Origin of the sequence: Enterococcus sp. AZ196 (genome assembly GCF_050498845.1) — a bacterium.
GTDB lineage: Bacteria > Bacillota > Bacilli > Lactobacillales > Enterococcaceae > Enterococcus_A > Enterococcus_A murrayae.
This window is the reverse complement of the sequence record NZ_JBIPAM010000001.1, coordinates 1,134,698-1,157,785: the sequence shown is the minus strand read 5'-3', so window position 1 is coordinate 1,157,785 and position 23,088 is coordinate 1,134,698. Positions and strand designations below refer to the sequence as shown.

At 37.4% G+C, this 23,088-nt stretch carries 21 protein-coding genes; 18 read left to right on the top strand and 3 right to left on the bottom strand.

Annotation, left to right across the window (positions count from 1 at the left end):
- The first annotated feature begins 14 nt into the window (after positions 1–14).
- The 7 genes from IGI67_RS05580 (at position 15) to IGI67_RS05550 (ending at position 8,574) form a co-directional block, all read left to right on the top strand.
- Positions 15–491, top strand: coding sequence for a sigma factor-like helix-turn-helix DNA-binding protein (locus IGI67_RS05580; protein ID WP_429957037.1), 477 nt, complete (start codon positions 15–17; stop codon positions 489–491).
- Between the two features lie 1,642 nt (positions 492–2,133).
- Positions 2,134–2,649 carry a DUF6933 domain-containing protein gene (locus tag IGI67_RS05575; RefSeq protein ID WP_429957036.1) on the top strand — a complete coding sequence of 172 codons (516 nt, stop codon included), beginning with the start codon at positions 2,134–2,136 and terminating at the stop codon, positions 2,647–2,649.
- A gap of 279 nt (positions 2,650–2,928) precedes the next feature.
- Positions 2,929–3,609 (top strand): PBECR4 domain-containing protein, encoded by a 681-nt coding sequence (locus IGI67_RS05570; protein ID WP_429957035.1) that lies wholly within the window; start codon positions 2,929–2,931, stop codon positions 3,607–3,609.
- A gap of 561 nt (positions 3,610–4,170) precedes the next feature.
- Positions 4,171–5,010 carry a transporter substrate-binding domain-containing protein gene (locus IGI67_RS05565; RefSeq protein ID WP_429957034.1) on the top strand — a complete coding sequence of 280 codons (840 nt, stop codon included), beginning with the start codon at positions 4,171–4,173 and terminating at the stop codon, positions 5,008–5,010.
- Positions 5,010–5,669 carry an amino acid ABC transporter permease gene (locus IGI67_RS05560; RefSeq protein WP_429957033.1) on the top strand — a complete coding sequence of 220 codons (660 nt, stop codon included), beginning with the start codon at positions 5,010–5,012 and terminating at the stop codon, positions 5,667–5,669. The genes IGI67_RS05565 and IGI67_RS05560 overlap by 1 nt, the downstream gene beginning before the upstream one ends.
- A 141-nt stretch (positions 5,670–5,810) precedes the next feature.
- A complete protein-coding gene (locus IGI67_RS05555) occupies positions 5,811–7,271 on the top strand; it encodes an amidase (RefSeq protein ID WP_429957032.1) in 1,461 nt (486 codons plus the stop codon).
- Between the two features lie 112 nt (positions 7,272–7,383).
- Positions 7,384–8,574: an amidohydrolase family protein gene (locus IGI67_RS05550; protein ID WP_429957031.1), complete on the top strand. Its 1,191-nt coding sequence runs from the start codon at positions 7,384–7,386 to the stop codon at positions 8,572–8,574.
- Positions 8,575–8,619: 45 nt separating this feature from the next.
- Here IGI67_RS05550 and rnhC read toward each other — a convergent pair whose 3' ends face one another.
- Positions 8,620–9,522: a ribonuclease HIII gene (rnhC, locus tag IGI67_RS05545; protein ID WP_429957030.1), complete on the bottom strand. Its 903-nt coding sequence runs from the start codon at positions 9,520–9,522 to the stop codon at positions 8,620–8,622.
- 136 nt (positions 9,523–9,658) lie between these two features.
- Here rnhC and zapA point away from each other — a divergent pair, with 136 nt between their 5' ends.
- The 11 genes from zapA (at position 9,659) to IGI67_RS05490 (ending at position 20,908) form a co-directional block, all read left to right on the top strand.
- Positions 9,659–10,093 carry a cell division protein ZapA gene (gene zapA / locus IGI67_RS05540; protein WP_207106703.1) on the top strand — a complete coding sequence of 145 codons (435 nt, stop codon included), beginning with the start codon at positions 9,659–9,661 and terminating at the stop codon, positions 10,091–10,093.
- A gap of 12 nt (positions 10,094–10,105) precedes the next feature.
- Entirely contained in the window at positions 10,106–10,654 is a 549-nt protein-coding gene (locus IGI67_RS05535) for a CvpA family protein (RefSeq protein WP_207106704.1), read from the top strand.
- A gap of 61 nt (positions 10,655–10,715) precedes the next feature.
- A complete protein-coding gene (locus IGI67_RS05530; protein WP_429957029.1) occupies positions 10,716–13,076 on the top strand; it encodes an endonuclease MutS2 in 2,361 nt (786 codons plus the stop codon).
- 114 nt (positions 13,077–13,190) lie between these two features.
- Positions 13,191–13,505 (top strand): thioredoxin, encoded by a 315-nt coding sequence (gene trxA / locus IGI67_RS05525; RefSeq protein ID WP_010744490.1) that lies wholly within the window; start codon positions 13,191–13,193, stop codon positions 13,503–13,505.
- A gap of 165 nt (positions 13,506–13,670) precedes the next feature.
- Positions 13,671–15,446, top strand: a complete 1,776-nt coding sequence (gene uvrC, locus IGI67_RS05520; RefSeq protein WP_207106706.1) for an excinuclease ABC subunit UvrC — start codon at positions 13,671–13,673, stop codon at positions 15,444–15,446.
- A gap of 87 nt (positions 15,447–15,533) precedes the next feature.
- Positions 15,534–15,740, top strand: coding sequence for a helix-turn-helix transcriptional regulator (locus IGI67_RS05515; RefSeq protein WP_207106707.1), 207 nt, complete (start codon positions 15,534–15,536; stop codon positions 15,738–15,740).
- Positions 15,740–16,204, top strand: a complete 465-nt coding sequence (locus tag IGI67_RS05510; protein WP_429957028.1) for a DUF6442 family protein — start codon at positions 15,740–15,742, stop codon at positions 16,202–16,204. The genes IGI67_RS05515 and IGI67_RS05510 overlap by 1 nt, the downstream gene beginning before the upstream one ends.
- An 11-nt stretch (positions 16,205–16,215) precedes the next feature.
- Positions 16,216–17,115, top strand: coding sequence for an ABC transporter ATP-binding protein (locus IGI67_RS05505; RefSeq protein WP_429957027.1), 900 nt, complete (start codon positions 16,216–16,218; stop codon positions 17,113–17,115).
- Positions 17,108–18,367 (top strand): ABC transporter permease, encoded by a 1,260-nt coding sequence (locus IGI67_RS05500; protein ID WP_429957026.1) that lies wholly within the window; start codon positions 17,108–17,110, stop codon positions 18,365–18,367. The genes IGI67_RS05505 and IGI67_RS05500 overlap by 8 nt, the downstream gene beginning before the upstream one ends.
- A gap of 72 nt (positions 18,368–18,439) precedes the next feature.
- Positions 18,440–19,255 carry an aldo/keto reductase gene (locus IGI67_RS05495; RefSeq protein WP_207106711.1) on the top strand — a complete coding sequence of 272 codons (816 nt, stop codon included), beginning with the start codon at positions 18,440–18,442 and terminating at the stop codon, positions 19,253–19,255.
- A 204-nt stretch (positions 19,256–19,459) separates the two neighbouring features.
- Positions 19,460–20,908 carry an alanine/glycine:cation symporter family protein gene (locus tag IGI67_RS05490; protein ID WP_429957025.1) on the top strand — a complete coding sequence of 483 codons (1,449 nt, stop codon included), beginning with the start codon at positions 19,460–19,462 and terminating at the stop codon, positions 20,906–20,908.
- A 62-nt stretch (positions 20,909–20,970) separates the two neighbouring features.
- On the opposite strand, the gene IGI67_RS05485 is transcribed toward IGI67_RS05490, so the two are convergent.
- Positions 20,971–22,242 carry an ABC transporter permease gene (locus IGI67_RS05485; RefSeq protein ID WP_429957024.1) on the bottom strand — a complete coding sequence of 424 codons (1,272 nt, stop codon included), beginning with the start codon at positions 22,240–22,242 and terminating at the stop codon, positions 20,971–20,973.
- 1 nt (position 22,243) lies between these two features.
- Complete coding sequence (locus IGI67_RS05480; RefSeq protein WP_429957023.1) at positions 22,244–22,921, bottom strand: ABC transporter ATP-binding protein; 678 nt, start codon at positions 22,919–22,921, stop codon at positions 22,244–22,246.
- Between the last annotated feature and the right edge of the window lie 167 nt (positions 22,922–23,088).

Genomic DNA, 23,088 nt, shown 5'->3' with positions numbered 1-23,088 from the left:
TAGGGGGCGATGCTTTGAAATTCCAATGGCTAAAAGATTATCAAGAATTATCGGAACAGTTGACGTATCTAAAGTGGAATCTCAATAAATCAAAGCTGGAGTTGATACGCTGGGTAGATGGCGATTTAAGCAAAATAAAGTTAAAAAAGAATTCCCGGGCTGCATCGCTCGAAGATAAGATTAGAATTATTGGCGATGAAATTACACTGCTAGAAGATCAAATGAAAGAGGCCTACGATATTTTTGAAAGCTTTGATAATATTGATAGTCAAATTCTTCGGTTGAAATACATCGATCATTGTACGTTAGATGAAATAGCTGAGGAATTGGGCTATAGCCATTCATACATAAGGAAGCGGCACGCCGATATAAGTAAATCGATCAAGTTCTTAGAGAATTATCAGGATAAGAAACAAGAGCGGCTAGAAAGAGAGAATGAGATCGAATACTATCAAGATGAGCTGAACATGATCGAAGCAGGGCTTATATAAAAACAACATGTCATTGATTTATTATGAGCGGAATTTTCCGCCGATTGAATTTTACGGTTGTATAAAAACATGCAGACATCGAGTGTAGAAAAAGGTGGGGCAGCCGAAAATTCTGTCCCCCTCTCAAATAAAGATGTCTCCAATTTTGGGGAGATATAAAATCAAGGTCGAAAATATCGACCCAGTTCCGACAGGGTATCAAATAGTAACCTTGTTAGAGCCACGTTACAAATTGTAATTCAGCGTGAACAATATTCATTCTGTTTTTGACAACACCGAAAGCATCGGTATCGTCAATTTGAACTGACTAGAAAAAAGCTAGTCAGTCTAGCCAAGTCGAAAATATCGACCTGCCATGTACCCCGAAAATATCGGGTTAGTTTGATAAAAAGACGATGTATTTCTGCGGTGGTAGCATGCTTTCTAAAGTCACGAATCGCTACTTTAGATCATTGAGAGTGATTTTGTGGTTGTTAGGGATGACCTAACGAATCGTTACCCCATAATATTTGATAGTTCTTTTAGGTAAGGTTTTAGAAAGGTGATTTGAATTTGCCAAACCACACAAAAAAAGAGCCTACTGTTTCCGCAGCAGACTCCAAATGTAACAAGTTAATAATAAATTATCATTGTGAAATGAGCTTTTCAATTAAAAAAAGACTACTGTTAAAAACAGCAGTCAAATCGGAAAAAATTCTCTGAAAAAGAATTAATTGCGCCCATAGACAGTATAGAATTATAGTGCTTATAAATCAATAAAAAAATAGACCGCAGTTTCCGCAGCGGTCTAAATCTATAAAAGAATACATTTCGAAAAGATACTCTATCATTCTGTCATGTAGTTAGCAATATGTGAGGTCACTATCGGGTAATAGTGACCAATGAGTTAGTAAGGGTTTATTATGGGTTATTTATAGGAACTAACTCATAATAAGCATTATACATCTGATTGCCTCATAAAAAAAAGACCGCCGACGGATCAGAAGGCGGTCAATGAGCTAGGTGAAAATGATAAGCCGGTTTGAATTATATAAGGAGATTCAGCCTAGCTCATAACTATTGTACATCAAAATAGGACAGTCAGAAAGACAAGATTTACGGAATTTCGAATTCTAGATTATGCTCATAGCAAGATGGGCAGCAGAAGTAACAACCGTGAAATTTAAAGCTACCGGGATTGTTTTGTTCAAGGTATTCAATCGCTTGATTACAGGTACTAAATGTGCCTACTGTGAAACTGTCCGCTTCTCTTGGTGCATCTCTGCAAGTAATTTGATGTACCTCGTAGAGCTTAGTTCTAAAAAGCTTTCTTGTACAAACATATTGCGGCATTAAATCGCTTCCTTTTTATTTGAGCATTGTCTATAACAAATTCTATGCCGATCAAAAGAGATTATGCTTAAAATTTCATAAGGAAAAGGTAAAAAGACCGCCATGCAATGAGAGAGAGAAGGCGGTCAGTGGTGCTATTGTCCTAACACCTTAGTAATTATTCTTAATTGAATACAACTTAATTATATTCCTCATTTGTGATAAATTCAAAAAATACGACTTTAAAGTGTTGATATAAAATATTTTTTGCGTATTTTAGAATCAATAATGTATTTTTGGTATACTGAAAGAAAAAGCTATGGAGGATAGCATGAACATTATTCCAACAAAAAAAGTACTACCTCTATTTTCATCCTTTACTAATTCAGACATTCAAATTTCTAGTGATGAACATTCATTTTATTCCTGGCACGCTAACTATTTCACGTTAAACCGTAAAAAGATTCTTGTGCTAGTGAATGACTTGTCTTTTTCGTCAATAGTTTTAGCAGATATTAATGCGAAGAATAAAAAGGAACTAATAACTTACATCAAAATGGGCATTGAAGAAGTATTTAGTTATAGTGATGTACCAACAGTTCAGATAAAAAAATACTTTTTAAAAGCTGGCAGAATAGAATTATCTTCAAATGATAATCGGGCTCTTGTCACCATCGCTAATAATATTATCCAGCGTATAAAGTGTTGTTCAGAAGATATTGATTTTTCAACGATATTACAGCCAGAGATTATGAAAGTTCTTGCTAATGTCCCTTTTAAAAGTCAATCGCCAAATTTTTCGTTTAGTACAGAAGTGGTCAAAAGAGAATTAAATAAATTGATGTAGAATAGGTAAACACTTTGATATTTAAATCTATGAGTGTCATTTTATTCTATTTGTAAAGATTTTGCTATATCTCATTAGCTTTAACTGGATTGAATTAGAAAAGAAATAATTAAAATTTCTTTTAAATAGCTCTAACTAGATCGAACCAGAGGAATGTAGAATATTGACAAATATTAGCGATGTTGTTATATTAATGGTGAAGATTAGCTATCTTCCCAACCTATAACTTTTGTAGGTCGTCTTGCAAGCTTGCCTGTCCGAAAATTCGGAGATTTGATTGTGGTACGTCAAGTTGCCTGGAGGAGGCCTAGTAACCTACCGGAAGTCCCGACTGGAGACGCATCTAGTCCGTACCGTTTACATATTCGTACCCTTCTAGGAATAGGAGGGTACTTTTTTTTAGGAGAAATTATGACGAGGATATCTTTAGAACGGTATAACGATGTAGTACTGACTAACATATTAAATGATTACCGTTGTAACTTTCACGGTAAATCATGTCGGGTATTGACGAATTATAAAAGCTTGAATCAATTTGAAGTAGCTTTTCATGATGATGGGTTACCACACCTATTAGGGTTGCACTATGTTGGTAAAAATAGAGTTGGTAGCAGAATACTTAAAGATATTGACTCCGGCAGAATGACGGCTCAAAACATTAGAAAGCATCATAATTTTGGATCACAAGACATTAAAAATCGAATATTGTTGTATCCGTTCTTGTATGAGGTGTTTACAGATCAGAAGATAAAAGTTTGTATTCCTATGGAGAACGAGAAGCCTAACCCAATGAAATTAGATTGTGTATTTACAAAAATGGGAAGAAAAGAAGAAATTATTTTAGGACTGAGAAGGGATCACGAAGATGGAATATTTAAACCGACAACGCTCCATTCTAATAAAAGACCAAGATACACGTTAATGAAACGTTCTAAAGTTAAAAGTATAATTTGGAACTAAAAATACCGTCCACAAAGTGAACGGACGCCCCACATTAGATGAGAAATTTTTGACTAAGATATTGACCAAGAAAATGTTTCGTATGTGTTAAATATTAGCAAGATAAAATCTAATAGAGAATAAATTTTTATGGGTTTTTAAAACTCAATAAACTGTGATAAGACAACAGATATTCATGACCGAAGAAGAAGAATAGTTTTAGAGGTAAGGGGAATCCTAAGTCATGGGGTTCCTCTTTTTAGTATTCGTTTATTTTATCTTTTAAAGGAGTAGTGATCAAGAAAATAACAGAATCAGGCATAGTAAAAAAACTATGTCTTTTTTCTCTTTTCTAAATGGAAAGGGGAACTAGTAACTGATACCTAAAAATATTCTGCGAATAAATTTAGTGAAAATTGCTTCGCACTGTTATTAAATAGTTGTGATAGCACACGCTTGCTGCATTTAACAACTGTATTAACAACTGTTTTTCATAGGCAAGTTTCTACATGTCTTTGTTTTTTATATGCTATAAAAGAATCAACGTTTAGAATTTAGCAAAATAAAAAGGAGATGATGCTGTTGAAAAAATGGTGGATAGGTTTGGCGCTAGTTATGGCAGGTGTGAGTTTAGTGGCTTGCGGAAGTAATGAAGAGACCAAAGAGGATACTAGTTGGAAAAAAGTAGAGGACAAAAAGGAATTGACGGTAGCTACTTCCGGTACGCTTTTTCCATCTTCTTATTACAACGATGAAAATAAGCTGACAGGGTATGATGTTGAGGTGGCAAAAGCAGTTGCAAAGAAATTAGCGTTAAAAATCAACTTTAAGGAATACAATGTTGATGGTCAAGTAACTGCAGTCAATCGAGGAGAAGCAGATTTTGCGGCAAACGATTTTGGGATGTCGAAAGAACGATCAAAAAAATTCTCTCTGTCTTCGCCAATTAAATATTCCTTTGATAGTATGATCGTCAGGAAGAGTGATAGTTCAGGGATTAACTCCTTGAAGGATCTAAAAGGGAAAAAAGCTGCAGGCGAACCTAATACTAGTTATATGAAGATCGCAGAAAAATATGGGGCGAAAGCAGTAACCTATGATAATGCCACGAATGATCAGTACTTAACGGATGTTGCTAATGGACGTACAGATGTAATCTTAAATGATTACTATTTACAAAAAATGTCTGTTGCGGCTTTACCAGATATTCCTGTTAAAATTCTTGAAGATGTTTATTTCAACGCAAACGCTACAGGCTTTCTATTTGACAAAAGGGATCAATCTCTTAAAACAAAGGTTAACGCTGCACTAGCAGATTTAAAAAAAGATGGAACGCTAAAGAAAATCTCTAAGCAGTATTTTGACACGGATGTCTCAGTGAAGCCTAAACAGAAAGTAACCGAAAAGGTTTCGGCAGACTAATGTATATTCCAACACTTAATGTAGCCCTGATGTTGGACTCAATTCCATTTCTTCTGAGTGGATTAGGCTACACTTTAGGGATCAGCTTAGCGGCATTTTTCATTGGTAACTTGCTTGGTGTTTTAACGACTATTTTAGGATTTTTGCCATGGCGGCCCGTGAAACTTCTTGTAAGATTTTACTTATCTTTTTTACGGGGAACACCTGCATTGGTTCTGTTGTTCTTATTATATTTTGGGTTACCCTACCAATTAAACGCAGTAACGGCAGCGATTATTTGTTTTAGTTTAACCAGCAGTGCTTTTATTGGCGAAATCTATCGTGGATCAATTGCTGGGGTTGATTCAGGACAATGGGATGCAGCGTACGCATTGGGAAACCGTTTTTTGCCGACAATACGTTATATCGTTTTGCCACAAGCAGTAAGAATATCGATTCCGGCTTTAAGTAACGTAGCAATGGATCTTGTTAAGGGAACCTCTTTGGCAGCGATGATCACTGTACCAGATATTTTTCAGAAAGCGAAAATTATTGGTGGAAGAACATTCGATTATCTGTCAATGTATATTTTAGTTGCACTGATTTATTGGCTACTGTGTATCGGTATTGGCAATATTCAACATCGATTGGAAAAATATTTTCAAAAGAAATACACTTAAATGAGCAAAGGACACATGAATGATCGTGTGTTCTTTGCTTTTAAGTATTCAATATGGCAATAGAGCATTAATCCATGACAATTGCTAGTACTTTTAAAAAAAGTCTGTGATAATAATAAAAAGAAGAAGAGGAGGATCGCAATGAAAGATGGTTTATACTGGGCAGAAAAGTTACGTAATAAAGAGATAAGTTTCCACGAGCTGTTGAAAACTTTTGAAGAAAAAGCTAGAAAGCAAAATTCAATGTTAAATGCATTCGTTTCAATGATGGATCATGAGGCTATTGAAGAATATCAGAAGCAACAAAATATGCTAGAACGACCTTTTGCTGGGTTGCCAGTGCCGTTAAAAATGTTAGGACAAGAAAAAGAGGGGTGGCTAAGTACTTCAGGATCAAAACTACTGAGAGAGCATCGCGCTAGCCGGAATAGTAATTTTACTAATCAGATGATAACAAGCGGCTTAATCCCTTTTGCGCAAACCAATACGCCAGAGTTTGGTTTTAAAAATATTACAGATGCACAGATTTACGGACCAGCGAAAAACCCATGGAATCTTGCTTATTATTCAGGAGGGTCTAGCGGAGGAGCAGCTAGTGCAGTGGCTTCTGGAATTGTTCCGATTGCGGGAGCTAGTGACGGCGGCGGGTCAATACGTATTCCAGCGTCTTTCTGCGGCTTAATTGGATTAAAGCCAACCCGAGGTGCCATGCCTGTAGGGCCAAACAGTTGGCGTGGATGGCAAGGGGCAGCGATTGATTTTGCATTAACGGTTTCGATGCGTGATACAGAAAAGCTATTTTATACTATGCGAAGCATCGAGAGTGCGGCTCCTTACCAAGCTCCTTTGAAGGAGTGGCGGCATACACAAGCGGCGCAAAAAAAGAAGCTAAAAATAGCTGTAGTTATTGATTCGCCAATCGATACAAAGGTGTCTCCTGAGGCTGTTGGTGCAGTCGAAAAGGCCCATGATTTTTTATTGAAGCAAGGACATGAACTGCAAGTAATCAATTATCCTGTTAACGGAAATAAATTAATAACCAGCTATTATTTGATGAATGGCGCCGAAACAGCCGCTATGTTTGCTGGAATAGAACAGGGATTAGGACGACCAGTTGAAAAAAATGATATGGAATTAATGACCTGGGCTATCTATCAATATGGCAAAAAAATCCCAGCCAGTCACTTTATAAATGCATTGAATCAGTGGGATTTTGCAGCTTTCAAGATGGAAGAGTTATTCAAAAAATATGACTTGCTCCTGACACCGACAACTGCAATGACGGCACCAAAAATAGATGAGGAATTATTAAATAGTGAAATCCGCGATGCGTTAGAAGTTTCATCAAGTCTATCTGAGACTGAATTGCAGCATTTGATCGAGAAAATGTTTGAGAAAAGCCTGCAAATTACACCGTACACTCAATTAGCTAACCTAACCGGACAACCAGCTATTAGTCTGCCAACACATGTAACCTCTGCAGGCTTGCCTATCGGAATTCAATTTATGGCAGCGCGGGGAAGAGAGGATTTATTGCTGCAAGTTGGAAACATAATTGAAACAGAGTACGGCTTTAAATTACCAGAGTATTATCGTCAATAATAAGAAAAATTAATTGATTCTACCATCCAAATTGACTATCAATTTAGATGGTTTTTTTGTTACACTTAATAAAGTAATTGAAAACGTTTTAAACATAGGAGGGAATACGAAGTTGATTTTATTAAAGGCTAAGAAATTAATTACTGGTGATGGCAAAACCATCATTGAGGATGGCGGTGTTGTTTTTGATAAAGATAAGATATTAGCTGTTGGAAAAGCTGAAAAATTATCTAATGAATTTTCCCAAGTAGAGGTTCGTGATTATGGCAATGGGACGATTTTACCAGGATTAATGGATGCACATATTCATCTGGGCTATTATTGGACACAGCCCGATCTGCATCGGTACAATGATTTTATGATTGCCTATTACGCACAAAAACAAGCCGAGACTTGTCTAGCAAAAGGTGTGACAACGATTCGTGATTGCTGTGGACCACAATTTCTATTAGAAACACTACGTTTAGCGGCCGAGAAAGGGTTCGTTAAAGCACCACGCATTTTGCATACAGATCGTGGAATTTGTATAACCGGAGGACACGGTCATGAAGATGGGATTGAAGAGGTAGATGGTGCAGAAAATATTCGTCATACGATTCGTCGTCAGAAAAAAGATGGTGCGGACTGGATCAAGCTGTTAACGACTAATCGCGATGATATCTGTGAGTTCACACAAGAAGAGCTAGATGCTGGTGTGGAGGAAGCCCATCGTCTTGGGATGAAATGTGTAGTCCACTCAGGGACTCAGCCAGGTATACAAATGTGTATAGATGCTGGATTCGATACGATCGAACATGGAAATTTTTTAACTGTTGAGCAAGCAAAGCAAATGGTTAAAAATCAGCAGTCGTGGACGCCAACGATGTTTGCTTATCATTTTTTAGCAGATTATAATAAAAAGGTTCAAGAAGTAGGAATTGACCATTCAAATCAATCTACTGAAACCTATTCCCATCATTTGGATTTCTTCGAGAGCTCTGTTCAAGCTTATTCGAATAATTTTAAGGCGATTTATGATGAAGGGTTGACGATTCTAGCAGGGACGGATATGGTAATGTTAGAAGCACTAAGTGTACCGATTGTCGAAGAATTAGAATTGATGGTACGGTACGGGTTAACACCAGTAGAAGCAATTCAAACAGCTACACAAAATCCTGCAAGAGTCTTTGATCTATTAGACACTACTGGCGAATTAAAAGATGGTTTACAAGCAGATATTTTAGTTGTAGCTGGTGATGCCACTGCTGATATTGAAGCGTTGCGCAACGTCCGCCAAGTATATCTAGCTGGATCAGAAGTTTAAAATTAACCCGTCGAAATGGCTGGACATTTTGACGGGTTAACTTTATTAAAGTAATTTTTGTGCTTTTTCTGTATTTGCGAAATGTAATTTGGCATATTTACTTAACAGATTCATTCCGCCTTGACGCAATAATTTTGCTGCCAATTCATCAGAAGGTTTGCCGGCTCCTGATGGCACTTTTGCTCCAAGCTCGAGCGAAGCCTTATCAAGTTCTTCAAGGAAGCTTGCTCGACTGATAATTGAAGCTGCGGCAACAGAAAGATGGTATTGCTCGCCTTTGGTGACGAAGTAGATTTTTTGATCAATCTGCTTGGTCTCTTGTTTAACATATTTCATGTAATTTGCTTCTGAAGTGAATTGATCGATTAGGATCGCGTCAGGTTTAGAAGGTGAAATTTGTTCTAGTAGTATCCGAATGGCTTGGTTGTGCAACGCGACTTTCATACGGACGGCATTATATTTTGGTTGAATCTCATTATATTTTTCTGGATGAAGCACTAATAATTTATAAGGAATCAACTCCTTGATTGTTTCAGCCATTTTACGGATTTGTCCGTCCGTCAGCATTTTTGAGTCTTTAACGCCAAGTTTTTTTAGTGCGGTAAGATGTTCCTTATCCGCATAGGCCGCACAAACACATAGCGGGCCAAAGTAACTGCCATTACCGACCTCATCACTGCCTAGGACAGATAGTGACGCGAAATCTTTGGGCAAGCTGTTTTCTTTTTTCGTGTTTGCAGCGCCTGTTTTTCCCCAACGGGCCGCTTCTTGTTCAGCATTGTTCCCTTGAAATAGAACTTTACCAGAAGTATAGGCGGTGATGCTTGTGCCATTTTTTTTGGCAGAAAATTCACTGTAGGGAACTTTTTTGTTTAACAAATAGTCAGTGTAATAGGTTTTCAGTTTTTGAATCTCTGTTTTTGTTAGTTTTAAGACAGCAGAACTCATGATTTTTTTCTCTTTTCTTTAAGTTAATTGGCTTTTAATTGATGAAAGTTGTACATATCAAAAGTTTTAGCATATAATATATTAGTATTTTTGATACAGGATTAATAAAAAAATCGGATTAGGAAGGTTGATCGATATGGCGCAAAATCGCTATAAGGCAATCGTTGCCGGTCAGACTTATACTATCATTGGACAAGAATCCAAGCAACATATGGATATGGTTACAGCCTTGGTCAATGAACAGTTAAATGAGATCATGTCGTTATCACCTGAGATCACGCAAGAAAAAGCTACGATGTTATTGGCGATCAATGCGGTCTCAGATCAATTAAAAAAGCAAGAAGCGTTAATGAAGCTGGAAAAGCAGCAATATACACTTGATGGACAAGCGGCTCATAATTTAGAATTAGAAAATCGAATTAAAAAAATCGAAGCAATTGAAGCTGAAGCCAAGGAAATAATGCGGAAAAACGGAAAAGAAAATGTTCCGATCCGGAACCACGTAGAAGCACAGCAGATTGTTAATGAGAACCGGAAACGCGAGATTCAAAAAAGAGCGGCAAATAAATAAGTGAGGGATACTATGTTAACATTGGTAATTTTATTTGCATTACTGCTATCTTTTTATGTTGGCTATCGAAGAGGCTTGGCTTATCAGATAGTATTTTCGGTTGGATATCTGCTGTCATTTATTGTTGCACGAATGTTTTATCAGCAGTTAGGATCGCATTTGGATTTATTTGTGCCATATCCATCCGTCACCAGCGAATCAAAGATGGTATATTATTCTGTGGAACAAGCTTTCAATTTAGATAAAGCTTTTTATGCAGGAGTTGCGTTTGTGATGATTTTGCTCGCGGGCTGGTTGTTGACACATCTAATCGTGATCTTCTTTAAAGATTTGTTGTTTAAGGTGATCATTCCTCAATATGACGGAATTGTCGCTGGAGTCTTACAACTGTTTGTTTGCTATGTGTTCATTTTCTTGATTTTGAAGCTTGTCAGTTTCGTACCGATGGCATTGATTCAAAATCAATTAGAAGGCAGCTGGTATGCCCGTTTTATGATTGAGCACTCACTATTTTTGAGTTCTCAGTTTGATAGCTTGTGGGTGACAAAAATTATTGGATAAAGAAAAAAACCGGGACGCTGTTTGACAGGTTTCGGTTTATTTATGTATAGAAGGTGAAAATATGAATGAGCGCATTCTAAAAACATTAGAGTTTGAACAAGTAAAAAAAATGATTCAACAATATTTAACAACTGAACAAGGGGAAGAAGAAATTCGTCAATTGGCTCCTTCTAGTGATGAAGAAACAGTTCAAGCCTGGCTAGATGAGACAGATGATGGAATGAAGGTCCAGCGTTTACGTGGAGGACTGCCGATTCCTAAATTAAATAATATTAAACCACACATGAAGCGAATTGAAATTGGTGCGAACCTTAACGGGGTAGAGTTGGCAGAGGTTTCTCGTGTGCTATCAACAACAAGTGAGTTGGTTCGATTTATTGATGATTTAAAGGATAGCGAGTTAGAATTTCTACGCATATACTTTTGGGAAGATCAATTGACGACATTACCGGAATTAAGCGGGAAGTTGAGACGTTCTGTAGAGGAAGACGGGCGCATACGGGATGAAGCATCACCAGAATTACGTACGATCCGCAGTCAAATTCGCCGCAGTGAACAAACGATTCGTGAGCAGTTAGACGGATTGATTCGTGGAAAAAATGCAAAATATTTGAGTGATAGTTTGATTACTATGAGAAACGATCGTTATGTAATCCCTGTAAAACAGGAGTACCGTGGGATTTTTGGCGGGGTCGTACACGATCAGAGCGCTTCGGGTCAGACCTTGTTTATGGAGCCAAAGCAAATTGTGGAGTTAAATAATCGATTGCGGCAACAACAGATTGCTGAAAGAACGGAAATCGAACGTATATTAGCTGAATTATCGGCTGAATTAGTTGCCCCTAGAAAAGACATTTTACACAATGCGTATGTATTAGGACGTTTCGACCTGATGAACGCAAAGGCACGCTTTGCCAAAGCGTTGAAAGCAGTTGTACCAACGATCAATCAACAGAACCATGTGTTCTTTAAGCAAGCACGGCATCCACTGTTGGATCAAGAAAAGGCTGTTGCTAATGATATTATGATCGGTCAGGACTTTCAGGCTGTTGTGATTACTGGACCGAACACTGGGGGAAAAACGATTTCCTTAAAAACGCTTGGTCTTTTACAATTGATGGGACAGTCAGGCTTGCCATTACCTGTATATGAAGATAGTGAGATGGGCATTTTTACAGAAGTATTTGCTGATATTGGTGATGAGCAATCCATCGAGCAAAGCTTATCGACATTTTCTTCTCACATGACCAATATTGTTTCAATATTAGATAAAATCGATGAACATAGTCTAGTGTTGTTTGACGAATTAGGTGCAGGGACAGATCCGCAAGAAGGTGCTGCGTTAGCGATCGCGATCTTGGACGCAGTTGGTGCGAAATCTTCTTATGTGATGGCTACGACGCATTATCCTGAATTGAAGATTTATGGCTATAATCGTTCGAACACGATCAATGCAAGCATGGAGTTTGATGTCGATACATTAAGTCCGACTTATCGATTATTGATTGGGGTACCTGGTCGAAGCAATGCTTTTGAAATTTCTCGTCGACTTGGTCTAGATCCGATGGTGATTGAGAGTGCGAAGCTTATTATTGATGAGGAAAGTCAAGATTTGAATGAGATGATCTCTGATTTAGAAAATCAACGTAAAGCTACGGAAACTGAATACCTAGAGGTTCGTCATTATGTGGAGGAATCTGAAAAGCTCTATCGCGATTTAAAAAATGCATATTCCTATTTCTTTGATGAACGTGAGAAAGAAATGGATAAAGCTCGTAAAGAGGCCAATAAAATCGTCAGCGAAGCGGAAGAAAATGCTGAAAAAATTATTAAAGATATCCGCAAAATGCGATTAGAAGGTCAAGGAAGTATAAAGGAACACCAACTGATTGGAGCAAAGACACAATTAGCGGATTTAAAACAAGATGAACATTTGAAAAAAAATAAGATTCTGCAAAAAGCTAAGGCCAAAAAACAGTTTAAGCCAAATGATGAGGTTATTGTAGAAACTTATGGACAAAGGGGCACTTTAATCCAAAAGATCGGTGAGAACGAGTGGCAGGTCCAATTGGGTATTTTAAAAATGGCCGTTTCTGAAGATGATATGGTATTGACTACGCCTGTTGAAGAACCGAAGCAACGCGTGATAACAGGTGTCCAACGAGGAGCTAGCGCTCGTGTGAAACCAGAATTGGATTTGCGTGGGAAGCGTTATGAAGAAGCACTTGCTGAGGTGGATCAGTACATTGATGCAGCACTTTTAGCAAATTTTGCTCAAGTAAGAATTATCCATGGAAAAGGAACGGGTGCGTTACGTAAAGGAATTACTGATTATCTTAAAAATAATCGGAATGTTCAAAGCTTTGAATTTGCTCCTGCAAACCAAGGCGGTAGTGGGGCTACGGTGGTAACTTTTAAATAGTTTACAAGTGTAAGCAGAAAGCTAGCGAAGAAAATGTGACCGTGATATACTACTTTTAGTAAGAAAAAAGGATGCGGATTTTAAAGTATCCGATTTATTATAGGAGGAATTCAAATGTCACAAGTAGTCACTGATAAAACGTTTAACGAAGAAACAGATAATGGACTTGTTTTGATCGATTTTTGGGCAACATGGTGTGGTCCTTGTCGTATGCAGGCACCAATCTTAGAACAATTATCCGAAGAATATGATGAAGATGAATTCAGAGTTGTAAAAATGGACGTTGATGAAAATCCAGAGACTCCAGCATCATTCGGTATTATGAGTATCCCAACACTTGTTTTGAAAAAAGATGGACAAGTTGTTGATAAAGTGATTGGTGTTCATACTAAGGATCAATTAAAGGAGCTTATCCAAGCTCACATGTAAGAAGATGAGCTGGACTTTATGTCCAGCTTTTTTAAGTGTGACAATTTTACTAGGGTAAGCTGCTGAGTCCGAGACAAAAAATTGCTCGGTATAAATAGCTTTTCAGTGGAATTGCAGATATAATAAACTACTATATTAGGAGATAGCTGTGAAGGGAAGCCACTTATGAACGAACGAATCAGAAACAAATTAGCGCTTTTACCAGATCAACCGGGCTGCTATCTGATGAAAGATAAAAATGGCACGATTATTTATGTGGGGAAGGCAAAAATATTAAAAAATCGAGTCCGCTCATATTTTACCGGCAGTCATAACACTAAGACTGAACGATTAGTAAGTGAGATCGTGGATTTTGAGTATATCGTGACAGAATCTAACATTGAGGCGTTGCTGCTTGAGATTAATTTGATCAAAAAAAATGATCCAAAGTATAACATCATGTTAAAGGATGATAAGACCTATCCATTTTTAAAAATTACGAATGAAAAATATCCTCGCTTGATGATTACGCGCAAAGTTTTAAAAGATAAAGCCCATTACTTTGGTCCGTATCCTGATGTGAATGCTGCTAATGAGACTAAAAAATTATTGGATCGGTTGTTTCCGTTGCGAAAATGTAAACCATCGCAAAAAACGCCTTGTCTTTATTATCATTTAGGACAGTGTTTGTGTCCCTATGCTTTTCATGTGGATCCACAGGTTTATAAGGATATGGTAGAAGAAATCAAGAGCTTCTTGAATGGCGGACATACTGAAATTCAAGATCAATTAAAGGAAAAAATGAATCAAGCGGCTGCGGATATGGAATTTGAAAAAGCAGCTGAATACCGAGATCAAATCAAAGCGATCGGAACAGTGATGACCAAACAAAAAATGACTAATACTGATTTAGTTGATCGTGATATTTTTGGGTATGCAACTGATAAAGGTTGGATGTGCGTCCAAGTCTTTTTTGTCCGCCAAGGAAAATTGATTGAGCGAGATGTCTCAATGTTTCCATTTTACAATGATGCTGAGGAAGATTTTCTTACTTATATTGGTCAATTTTACCAAGAAAATGAACATTTCATTCCCAAGGAAGTATTGATTCCCGATAATATTGATAAGCCAAGTGTAGAAGCCATGTTAGCGACGAAGGTTTTACAACCACAACGCGGTGATAAGAAAAAACTTGTGAAATTAGCAGGGAAAAATGCACAAGTAGCATTGAATGAAAAATTTGATTTAATTGGTCGCAGTGAAGCTCGAACGATCGGGGCAGTAGAAAAATTAGGTGATGCGATGAATATTCCAGCGCCGATCCGAATTGAAGCATTTGATAACTCTAATATTATGGGGACTGATCCGGTTTCTGCAATGGTAGTTTTCATTGATGGAAAGCCTGCTAAAAAAGAATACCGCAAGTATAAAATAAAGACAGTGAAAGGCCCAGATGACTATGCTTCGATGCGAGAAGTGATCTATCGTCGTTATTCTCGTGTGTTAAAAGAAGGATTACCATTCCCAGACTTAATTGTGATTGACGGGGGAAAAGGACAGGTCGATGTTGCCAAGGATGTATTAGCGAATCAGTTAGGGATCGACATTCCGATTGCTGGTCTGGCAAAAGACGACAAGCATAAAACCAGTGAGCTGCTTTTTGGACCAGAACTGACGGTTGTTCCTTTGGAGCGTAACTCTCAAGAATTTTTCTTACTTCAACGAATTCAAGATGAGGTCCATCGTTTTGCCATTACCTTCCATCGGCAATTACGAAGTAAAAATAGTTTTGCTTCGAAATTGGATAATATTGATGGGTTAGGACCAAAACGGAAAAAAATGCTGTTAAAGGAGTTTAAATCCTTAAAGAATATTCAAGCAGCATCAATAGAGGAGTTACAAAAGGTCGGATTACCAAAAGTAGTCGCTGAGAATACGTATCATCAACTACAAAAAAAATAATGTATAGCACCCTTTACATTTAATGTAAAGGGTGCTATACTTTTTTTGTAAGATGTAAAGGGAACTATACATTGAGGGAGTGATTGTTTGGAAAATCGAATTCAGATGCTCCGAAAAGAGCGGAAGCTGACCCAGAGTGATCTTGCATTAGAATTGGAGGTTACAAGACAAACAATTATTTCGCTAGAAAATGGACGTTACAATGCTTCCTTGATTCTGGCGCATAAAATTGCACGTTATTTTGATCGATCGATTGAGGATGTATTCATTTTTGATGAGGAGGATGGGGAATAATGAAAGAGTTATCGAAAGCTGATCGTGAATACCAAGAAAAACTGAAAAAAAAGAACAGATTTTATCTAATAGCAATTATTTTTATGTTGACCTGTTCAGGTATACTTCTCATTGGAGTAAATAACTATGATTTGAAAATCAATGCCCATGCTATCGGCTTCTTAATGGGGATGTTCATGACATCTTCTATGATACTTATTATTTATATTTTTAGGAACCGACGGATAATGGAGGATCTAGATAAATTAAAACGGTACCGAATTATTCACACAGACGAACGGAATATTGAGATCATCTCAAGAGCGTTATATATAACTACCTACGTGATGCTGTTTGTATTTGTCCTTTTAGCCATGATTGGTAGCTTTGTATCACGACCACTAATGTATACAGCAAGTGGCTTGATTTATGTGTTTTTAATCAGTTATCTGATTTGTTACTTTTATTTTAGAAAGAAATTATAGGGAGTGAGAAAATGTTACAGGTTAAAAATTTGAGTAAAAGTTTTGGATCGTATAAAGCATTGAATGAGATGAGTTTTACGATTGAAGACGGAAAAATTTTAGGATTGATTGGTCAAAATGGTGCAGGAAAAACGACGACTTTTCGTTTGATTTTAGATTTTTTATCAAAAGATTCTGGTACTGTTTCATGGAATGGTCACCCATTATCTGGAAAAGATTATAATACAATCGGTTATTTACCAGAGGAGCGCGGATTGTATCCAAAGGTAACTATTGAAAATCAATTGTTGTTCTTTGCTTCATTAAGAGGGAAAAACAAGCAAGAAATTGCACCAAAAATTGATGAATGGATGGAAAAGTTTCAAGTTAAAGGAAAAAAAACAGACAAAGTAAAATCCTTATCGAAGGGAAACCAACAGAAAGTCCAGTTGATTTCCACTTTGATTCATGAGCCTAAATTAGTTATCTTAGACGAACCTTTCAGCGGCTTGGATCCGGTTAATGCTGAATTATTAAAAAATGGCATTATTGAATTGAAAGAAAAGGGGTCCTGTGTCATTTTCTCTAGCCATAATATGGATAATGTTGAAAAGATCTGTGATCACTTGATCATGTTGCGAAATGGTGAAATCGTTCTAAATGGTAAGGTTCATGAAATTCGAGAATCGTTCGGTCGCAGTAAGTTGTATTTAGAATCGCACTTAACAAAAGAAGACGTAGAAGCTTTTGCTGGTGTACATTCGGTGATTCAAAAAGAAGACGGAAGCTTTGACATCACGTTAGATAATCCAGATGCAGGACAAGCGATTTTTGCTCAAGCGACAAAAGATGGGTATATTCCGATGTTTAATCAACAACCTCCGACGTTAGAAGAAATCTTTAAATGGAAAGCAGGTGCTGCAAGTGAGTAAAATGGGAATTATTATCAAAGACGTATATAAGAAAAATGTGAAGTCGACGGCATTTTTAATAATGATCCTGGCACCATTCTTGCTTATGGGAATTTTCTACTTATCACAACACTTCTTTGGTGATGCAAATGACATTAATAAAATTGGAATTGTCAGTGATCAACCGGCGGTAGCAGAACAGCTGGCTAAAACAAAGAATAAGGATTATAGCTTTAAAGTAGTTACGAGTAATAAAAAAGCTCAAAAGCAATTAGAGGACAAAAAGATCGATGCTTATCTTGATCTGAAGATGAGTAAGGATCAAGTATCGGGGAAATTATACAGCAAAGCTTCTTTAGGAACGTCAACCGAAACGCAATTGCAGCAAATCTTAAGTTCAATGCAAGCAAGTGCTAGAGCCAGTCAATTGAACTTAACTACTGCTGAAGTTCAAAAGGTCATGGAGCCTGCAAAATTTGAATCAACAAAAGTAACTTTTGAGAATGGTAAGATGCAAAGTGATGGCGGTGATTCTGGCACTCAATTCGTCTTAAGCTTTTTGACAACGATTATTATGTTCGTGTTCATAATCAGCTACTCATCAATCATTGCCCAAGAGATCGCTTCAGAAAAAGGTACGCGAATTATGGAAGTACTGCTTTCCAGTATGAAAGCTAAGACCCACTATTATGGCAAGTTATTAGGGGTTTTGTTAGTTGCATTAACGCAATTATTGATTTATGGTGTCGCTTTAGTTTTTGGTTATCGTCAATTTAAAGATATGGCTATGGTGAAGGATATTATCAATAATGTGTCTATCAAATCAATTTTAGGCACTGGGGCAATAACAATTGTTGCGTTTATGTTAGTTGGACTATTTTTATATGCAGTGCTTTCAGCATTATGTGGTTCTCTCGTAAGTAAACCAGAAGACACGGCAAAAGCGATTCAACCTGTGATGTATCTTTCGATGATCGGCTACATGTTAGGACTGATTTTAGGAACCTCTGATCCGACTAATGTCATCATCAAAGTGACTTCATATATTCCATTCTTATCTTCCTATAGCATGCCATTGCGATTAGCATCGGGAACGGCAGCAATGTCCAGCGCCTTTGTGTCACTAGGGATATTGGTATTGTTCACAATTGTCTTAACACTTTTCTCGGCACAACTGTATAAATCCAACGTATTAGTATATAGCGAAGGCGGGACTCTGAGTGCCTTAAAACAATCGATCTCTATCATGAGAAATGATCGTAAAAAGAAATAGACAAATCAGTTGACCGCAACATCAAAGTCTCTCACAATAGAGTTGTAACACAAACTATAAGGAGGAGATTTGATGGACAAAATGAAACAATTAGCAAATGGTATCGAAATGCCTCGGTTAGGTTTAGGTGTTTGGCGAGTGGAAGAAAATGATGCAACGGCTTCTGTTAAATGGGCGATCAAAGAAGGCTATCAGTTAATCGATACTGCAGCAATATACAAAAATGAAAAAGGTGTAGGCGAAGGAATTCGTCAATCTGGAGTTAAGCGCGAAGATTTATTTATTACCACTAAGCTTTGGAATGCAGATCAGGGATACGAGTCTGCTCATGAAGCATTCAATGATAGTTTAAACCGTTTAGGATTAGATTATGTAGATCTATATTTGATTCACTGGCCAGTAGCAGGAAAGTTTAATGACTCTTGGCGGGCAATGGAGGAAATCTATGAAAGTGGTCGTGCGAAAGCGATCGGTGTATCGAATTTCCATCAGCACCACATCGAAGAACTGATGACGACAGCGAAAATCAAACCAATGCTTAATCAAATAGAATTACATCCTACTTTGACACAGGTTGAGTTACGTGAATACTTGGCCAAAGAAAATATTGCTGTCGAAGCTTGGTCACCGTTAGGACAAGGAAAAATTTTACAACATCCTACACTTATTGAGATTGGGAAAAAGCACAATAAATCAGCAGCACAGGTAATTATTCGTTGGCATTTGCAAAACGACATCATAGTGATTCCAAAATCTGTTCATGAGGAACGGATCAAGGAAAATGTTGACGTATTTGATTTTGAATTGACTGATGAAGAGCTTAAGCAGATTGATGGATTGAATATCAATGAACGCTTGGGAGCAGATCCGGATCATTTCGATTTTTAATGAATGATCAATTATAAATTTGGTATAAATCATGAGCATGAAGCAGATACGAAAAAGTATCCACTTCATGCTTTTTTGTTAATTTTTCACGTTTAAAAAAAGTAAAATTTTGTACTTGTCAAAAGTATAAAAAAATTTTTTTAAATGAAAAAGAGTTTGTGAATTAATTTTATGATAAAATGGCAAGAAAAAGGGAGGGATTTGATGGGTGATATTTTATCAAAAATTAATTCTTTGATTTGGGGAGCCCCGATGATCTTATTGATTTTAGGAATTGGTATTATTTTAACTGTTGGTTGTCGGATGATCCAAATTCGCCGTTTACCGTTAGCCCTGAAGTATATGGTGAAAAACGAAGAGGGTGGTCAAGGTGATGTCACAAGTTTCCAAGCGCTATGTACAGCTTTATCAGCTACGATTGGTACAGGTAATATTGTTGGCGTTGCCACGGCCATTGTTGCAGGTGGACCAGGAGCATTATTTTGGTTAGAGCTCGCTGGGCTGTTAGGAATGGCAACGAAGTATGCGGAAGGGTTATTAGCTGTAAAATATCGAACGTTTGATGATCATGGCAAAGCTTTGGGAGGGCCATTTTATTACATTGAAAATGGGCTCGGAAAAAAATGGAAATGGCTAGCGAAAATGTTTGCCTTCTTTGGTGCAATTGCTGGTGTAATCGGAATTGGTACAATCGCACAGATCAACGGGATTACTTCTGCGGCAGAAACTTTTTTTGATCCTAAAAAAGTCAATACGATTTCCCTCTTTGGAAATGAGTATTCGTGGGCAGTGATTATTTCCGGAATTGTTGTTACGGTTCTTGTTGCTATTGTGCTAATTGGTGGTGTTCAACGAATAGCCAGAGTATCGGAAATTATTGTTCCGTTGATGATTGTGATTTATGTTGGATTATGTCTATTCATGATTGTAGTGAACATTACTAAATTGCCAGGGGTCATCGTAGAAATTGTTCAGAGTGCATTTGGTTTACGTGCGGTTTCTGGCGGTGCGATAGGCGCCATGATGATAGCTATGCAAAAAGGAATTGCACGGGGCATTTTTTCTAATGAATCAGGATTAGGAAGTGCACCGATTGCAGCTGCAGCCGCACAATCAAAAGAACCTGTACGACAGGGACTTGTTTCTATGACGGGTACGTTTATCGATACTTTAGTTGTCTGTAATATGACCGGAATGGCAATCATTTTGACTGGGGCATGGGATACTGGGCTGGAAGGATCTGCTGTAACTATCTTTGCTTTTAGTGAAGCATTACCTATCTCTCAAACGCTTGCTTCACTTCTATTGATGATATGTTTGGCATTCTTTGCATTTACAACTATTTTGGGCTGGAATTATTATTCTGAGCGCTGTTTGAGTTATTTAACGGGCGGAAATACTAAGTTCTCCTCAGTTTTTCGCTGGGTGTATATCTTTGCTGTATTTATTGGCCCATATTTGACAGTGTCAGCAGTATGGACAATTGCTGATATTTTCAATGGGTTAATGGCATTTCCAAATATTATTGCTCTGATTCTATTAAGTCCAGTTGTGTTTAAAGAAACAAAATCTTACTTTGCTCGTTTATCTGCAGGTGAGATAGAAGAGTTTTCATCTGTGCCTTTGGCGGATGCCTCTTTTGATGATGACTAGGTTATAAGAATTAACAAAGAGCTGTAGCAAATTTGTAATCCTTTGCTACAGCTCTTTTTCTTTTATTCGTAACGTAAAGCATTGATTGGATCTAACCGTGCAGCCCGATTGGCTGGGAAAGTTCCAGCTAAAAATGCGATCAGCATAATGATCAATAAAATTATTACCATGCTCGGCCATGAGAACTGTAATAGAGTAAGGCCAGTTAAACCGTCTAGAAATGACGTTGTAGCAAAATCATTTAGGAAATGGCCGGCTATAACAGCCCCTGCAATTCCTGTAACACCACCCCAGAACCCAATCAGCAAAGCTTCAATACTGAAAGTTAAAAATACTTTGAAGCGTCCCATTCCCATCGCTTTCATCAAACCAATTTCTCGTGTTCGATCTTGAACGGACATATACAGTGTATTAATGATCCCAAAGCTTGCGGCCAATAATGCGATAGCGCCAAATAAGGTTAAGACACCAGTGATCGCATTAATAACTTGACGAATCATTCCGATTTCATCTTCAACTGTCATGGCACTAAAGCCTTTTTTTTCTAAACGTTTTTTAAGTTGATTGATTTGCTTTTCAGATAGACTCTTATTCATTGTAGCAAAAAGGGTGCCGTATTTATTTTTCATATTTTCTGGCATGCCGTTTTCGTTGACACTGATAATTTTATCAGACAAAGCTTTACTCATAATTGATTGACCTTGTTGGATCAGGCTGACATTACGAACGCCGACGATGGTCACTTCTAAAATTTCACGCTCGCCAGTAGCTTGACTGCTGACAGCGATTTTAATTTTCTGATTAAGTGCCGATTTAGCTGATTTGAATCCTAATGACTTCATATATTCTGGAGCCAAGTTTATTTCATAGCTATCTCCAGAAGAACTAGCCTCACGGCCTGCTTCCAAATCAATCGTGATATCACTAACAGTTACAGCCGATAGGAGATATTTTTTACCAGTATTTCGTTGGACATAATCCGTTGATAAAAAGTGGAAAGGCTCAACTTTCTTGATTCCTCTTGTTTCTTTGATTTTGTCAAGATCTTTTGCTGTTAAGTAATCAGCATCTGCTCCAGAAGCTTTATCTGGATCGTATTCTTGCGGTTCGTTATCGGCGGGACCCATTTGTGATTTAGGAAAAACCATCAGTTGGTCCTCACCGCCAACGCCGTTGATTTGCCGATCAATATAATCGTTAACACCATTGTTGACTCCAGTCGTTAATGAAATCGTGAATGCTCCAATAAAAATTGCGATTACAGTTAACACTGTTCGTCCTTTGTTTCTCCATAGGTTTGAGCTCGCTGATTTAATAATGTCGAATAATTTCATCTTAGGCACCCTCCAATATTAGACCATCTTTAATGTGGATTTGACGATCGCACCGATCCGCTAATTCCGGATCATGGGTAACAATAATCAATGTGATGCCTTTTTTCTGATTTAAATCAAAAAGCAGCTTTTCGATTTTTTCTCCAGTTGCTGAATCCAAATTACCTGTCGGCTCATCGGCGAAAATGACTTCTGGCTGATTTACAATCGCACGAGCAATACAGACACGCTGCTTTTGACCACCAGATAAATCATTGGCCTTATTGTCAGCCTTATCACTCAATTCAACCGCTTCTAAAGCCTCCATCGCCATTTGCTTTCTTTGTCGATTTTTAATACCAGCGATTTTTAATGGCAGCAATACATTGGATAAAACAGTATCCTTGGGATTTATAAAAAATTGTTGGAACACAAAACCAAACGTTTCGTTTCTCATTTTATTCAACGCACTATTTTTTATTTGTTTTGTATCTTGATTAAGTAAAGATATTTTCCCAGAACTCGGACGGTCTAGCAGTGCCAATATATGCATCAAGGTTGACTTGCCCGATCCGCTTTTTCCAATAATTGCGACAGATTCCCCTTTTTTTATCGCAAAATTAATCCCTTTCAATGCTTCAAAAGCTGATTGGCCAGAGCCGTAAACTTTTTTCACATCCGTTACTTCAATTGCATTCATTATTTTCCTCCTCTTAGCTAAAAGCTATGGATTGATTCTCCCATAAGTTGGCAATAATGAAATGGTACTAAAGTAGTATTTAGTGAATAATACTAAAATTTTTGAAGGGAAATGATATTTCGCAGTATGATGATTAAGCATTAAGTGACGAATAAACAATAAAAAAA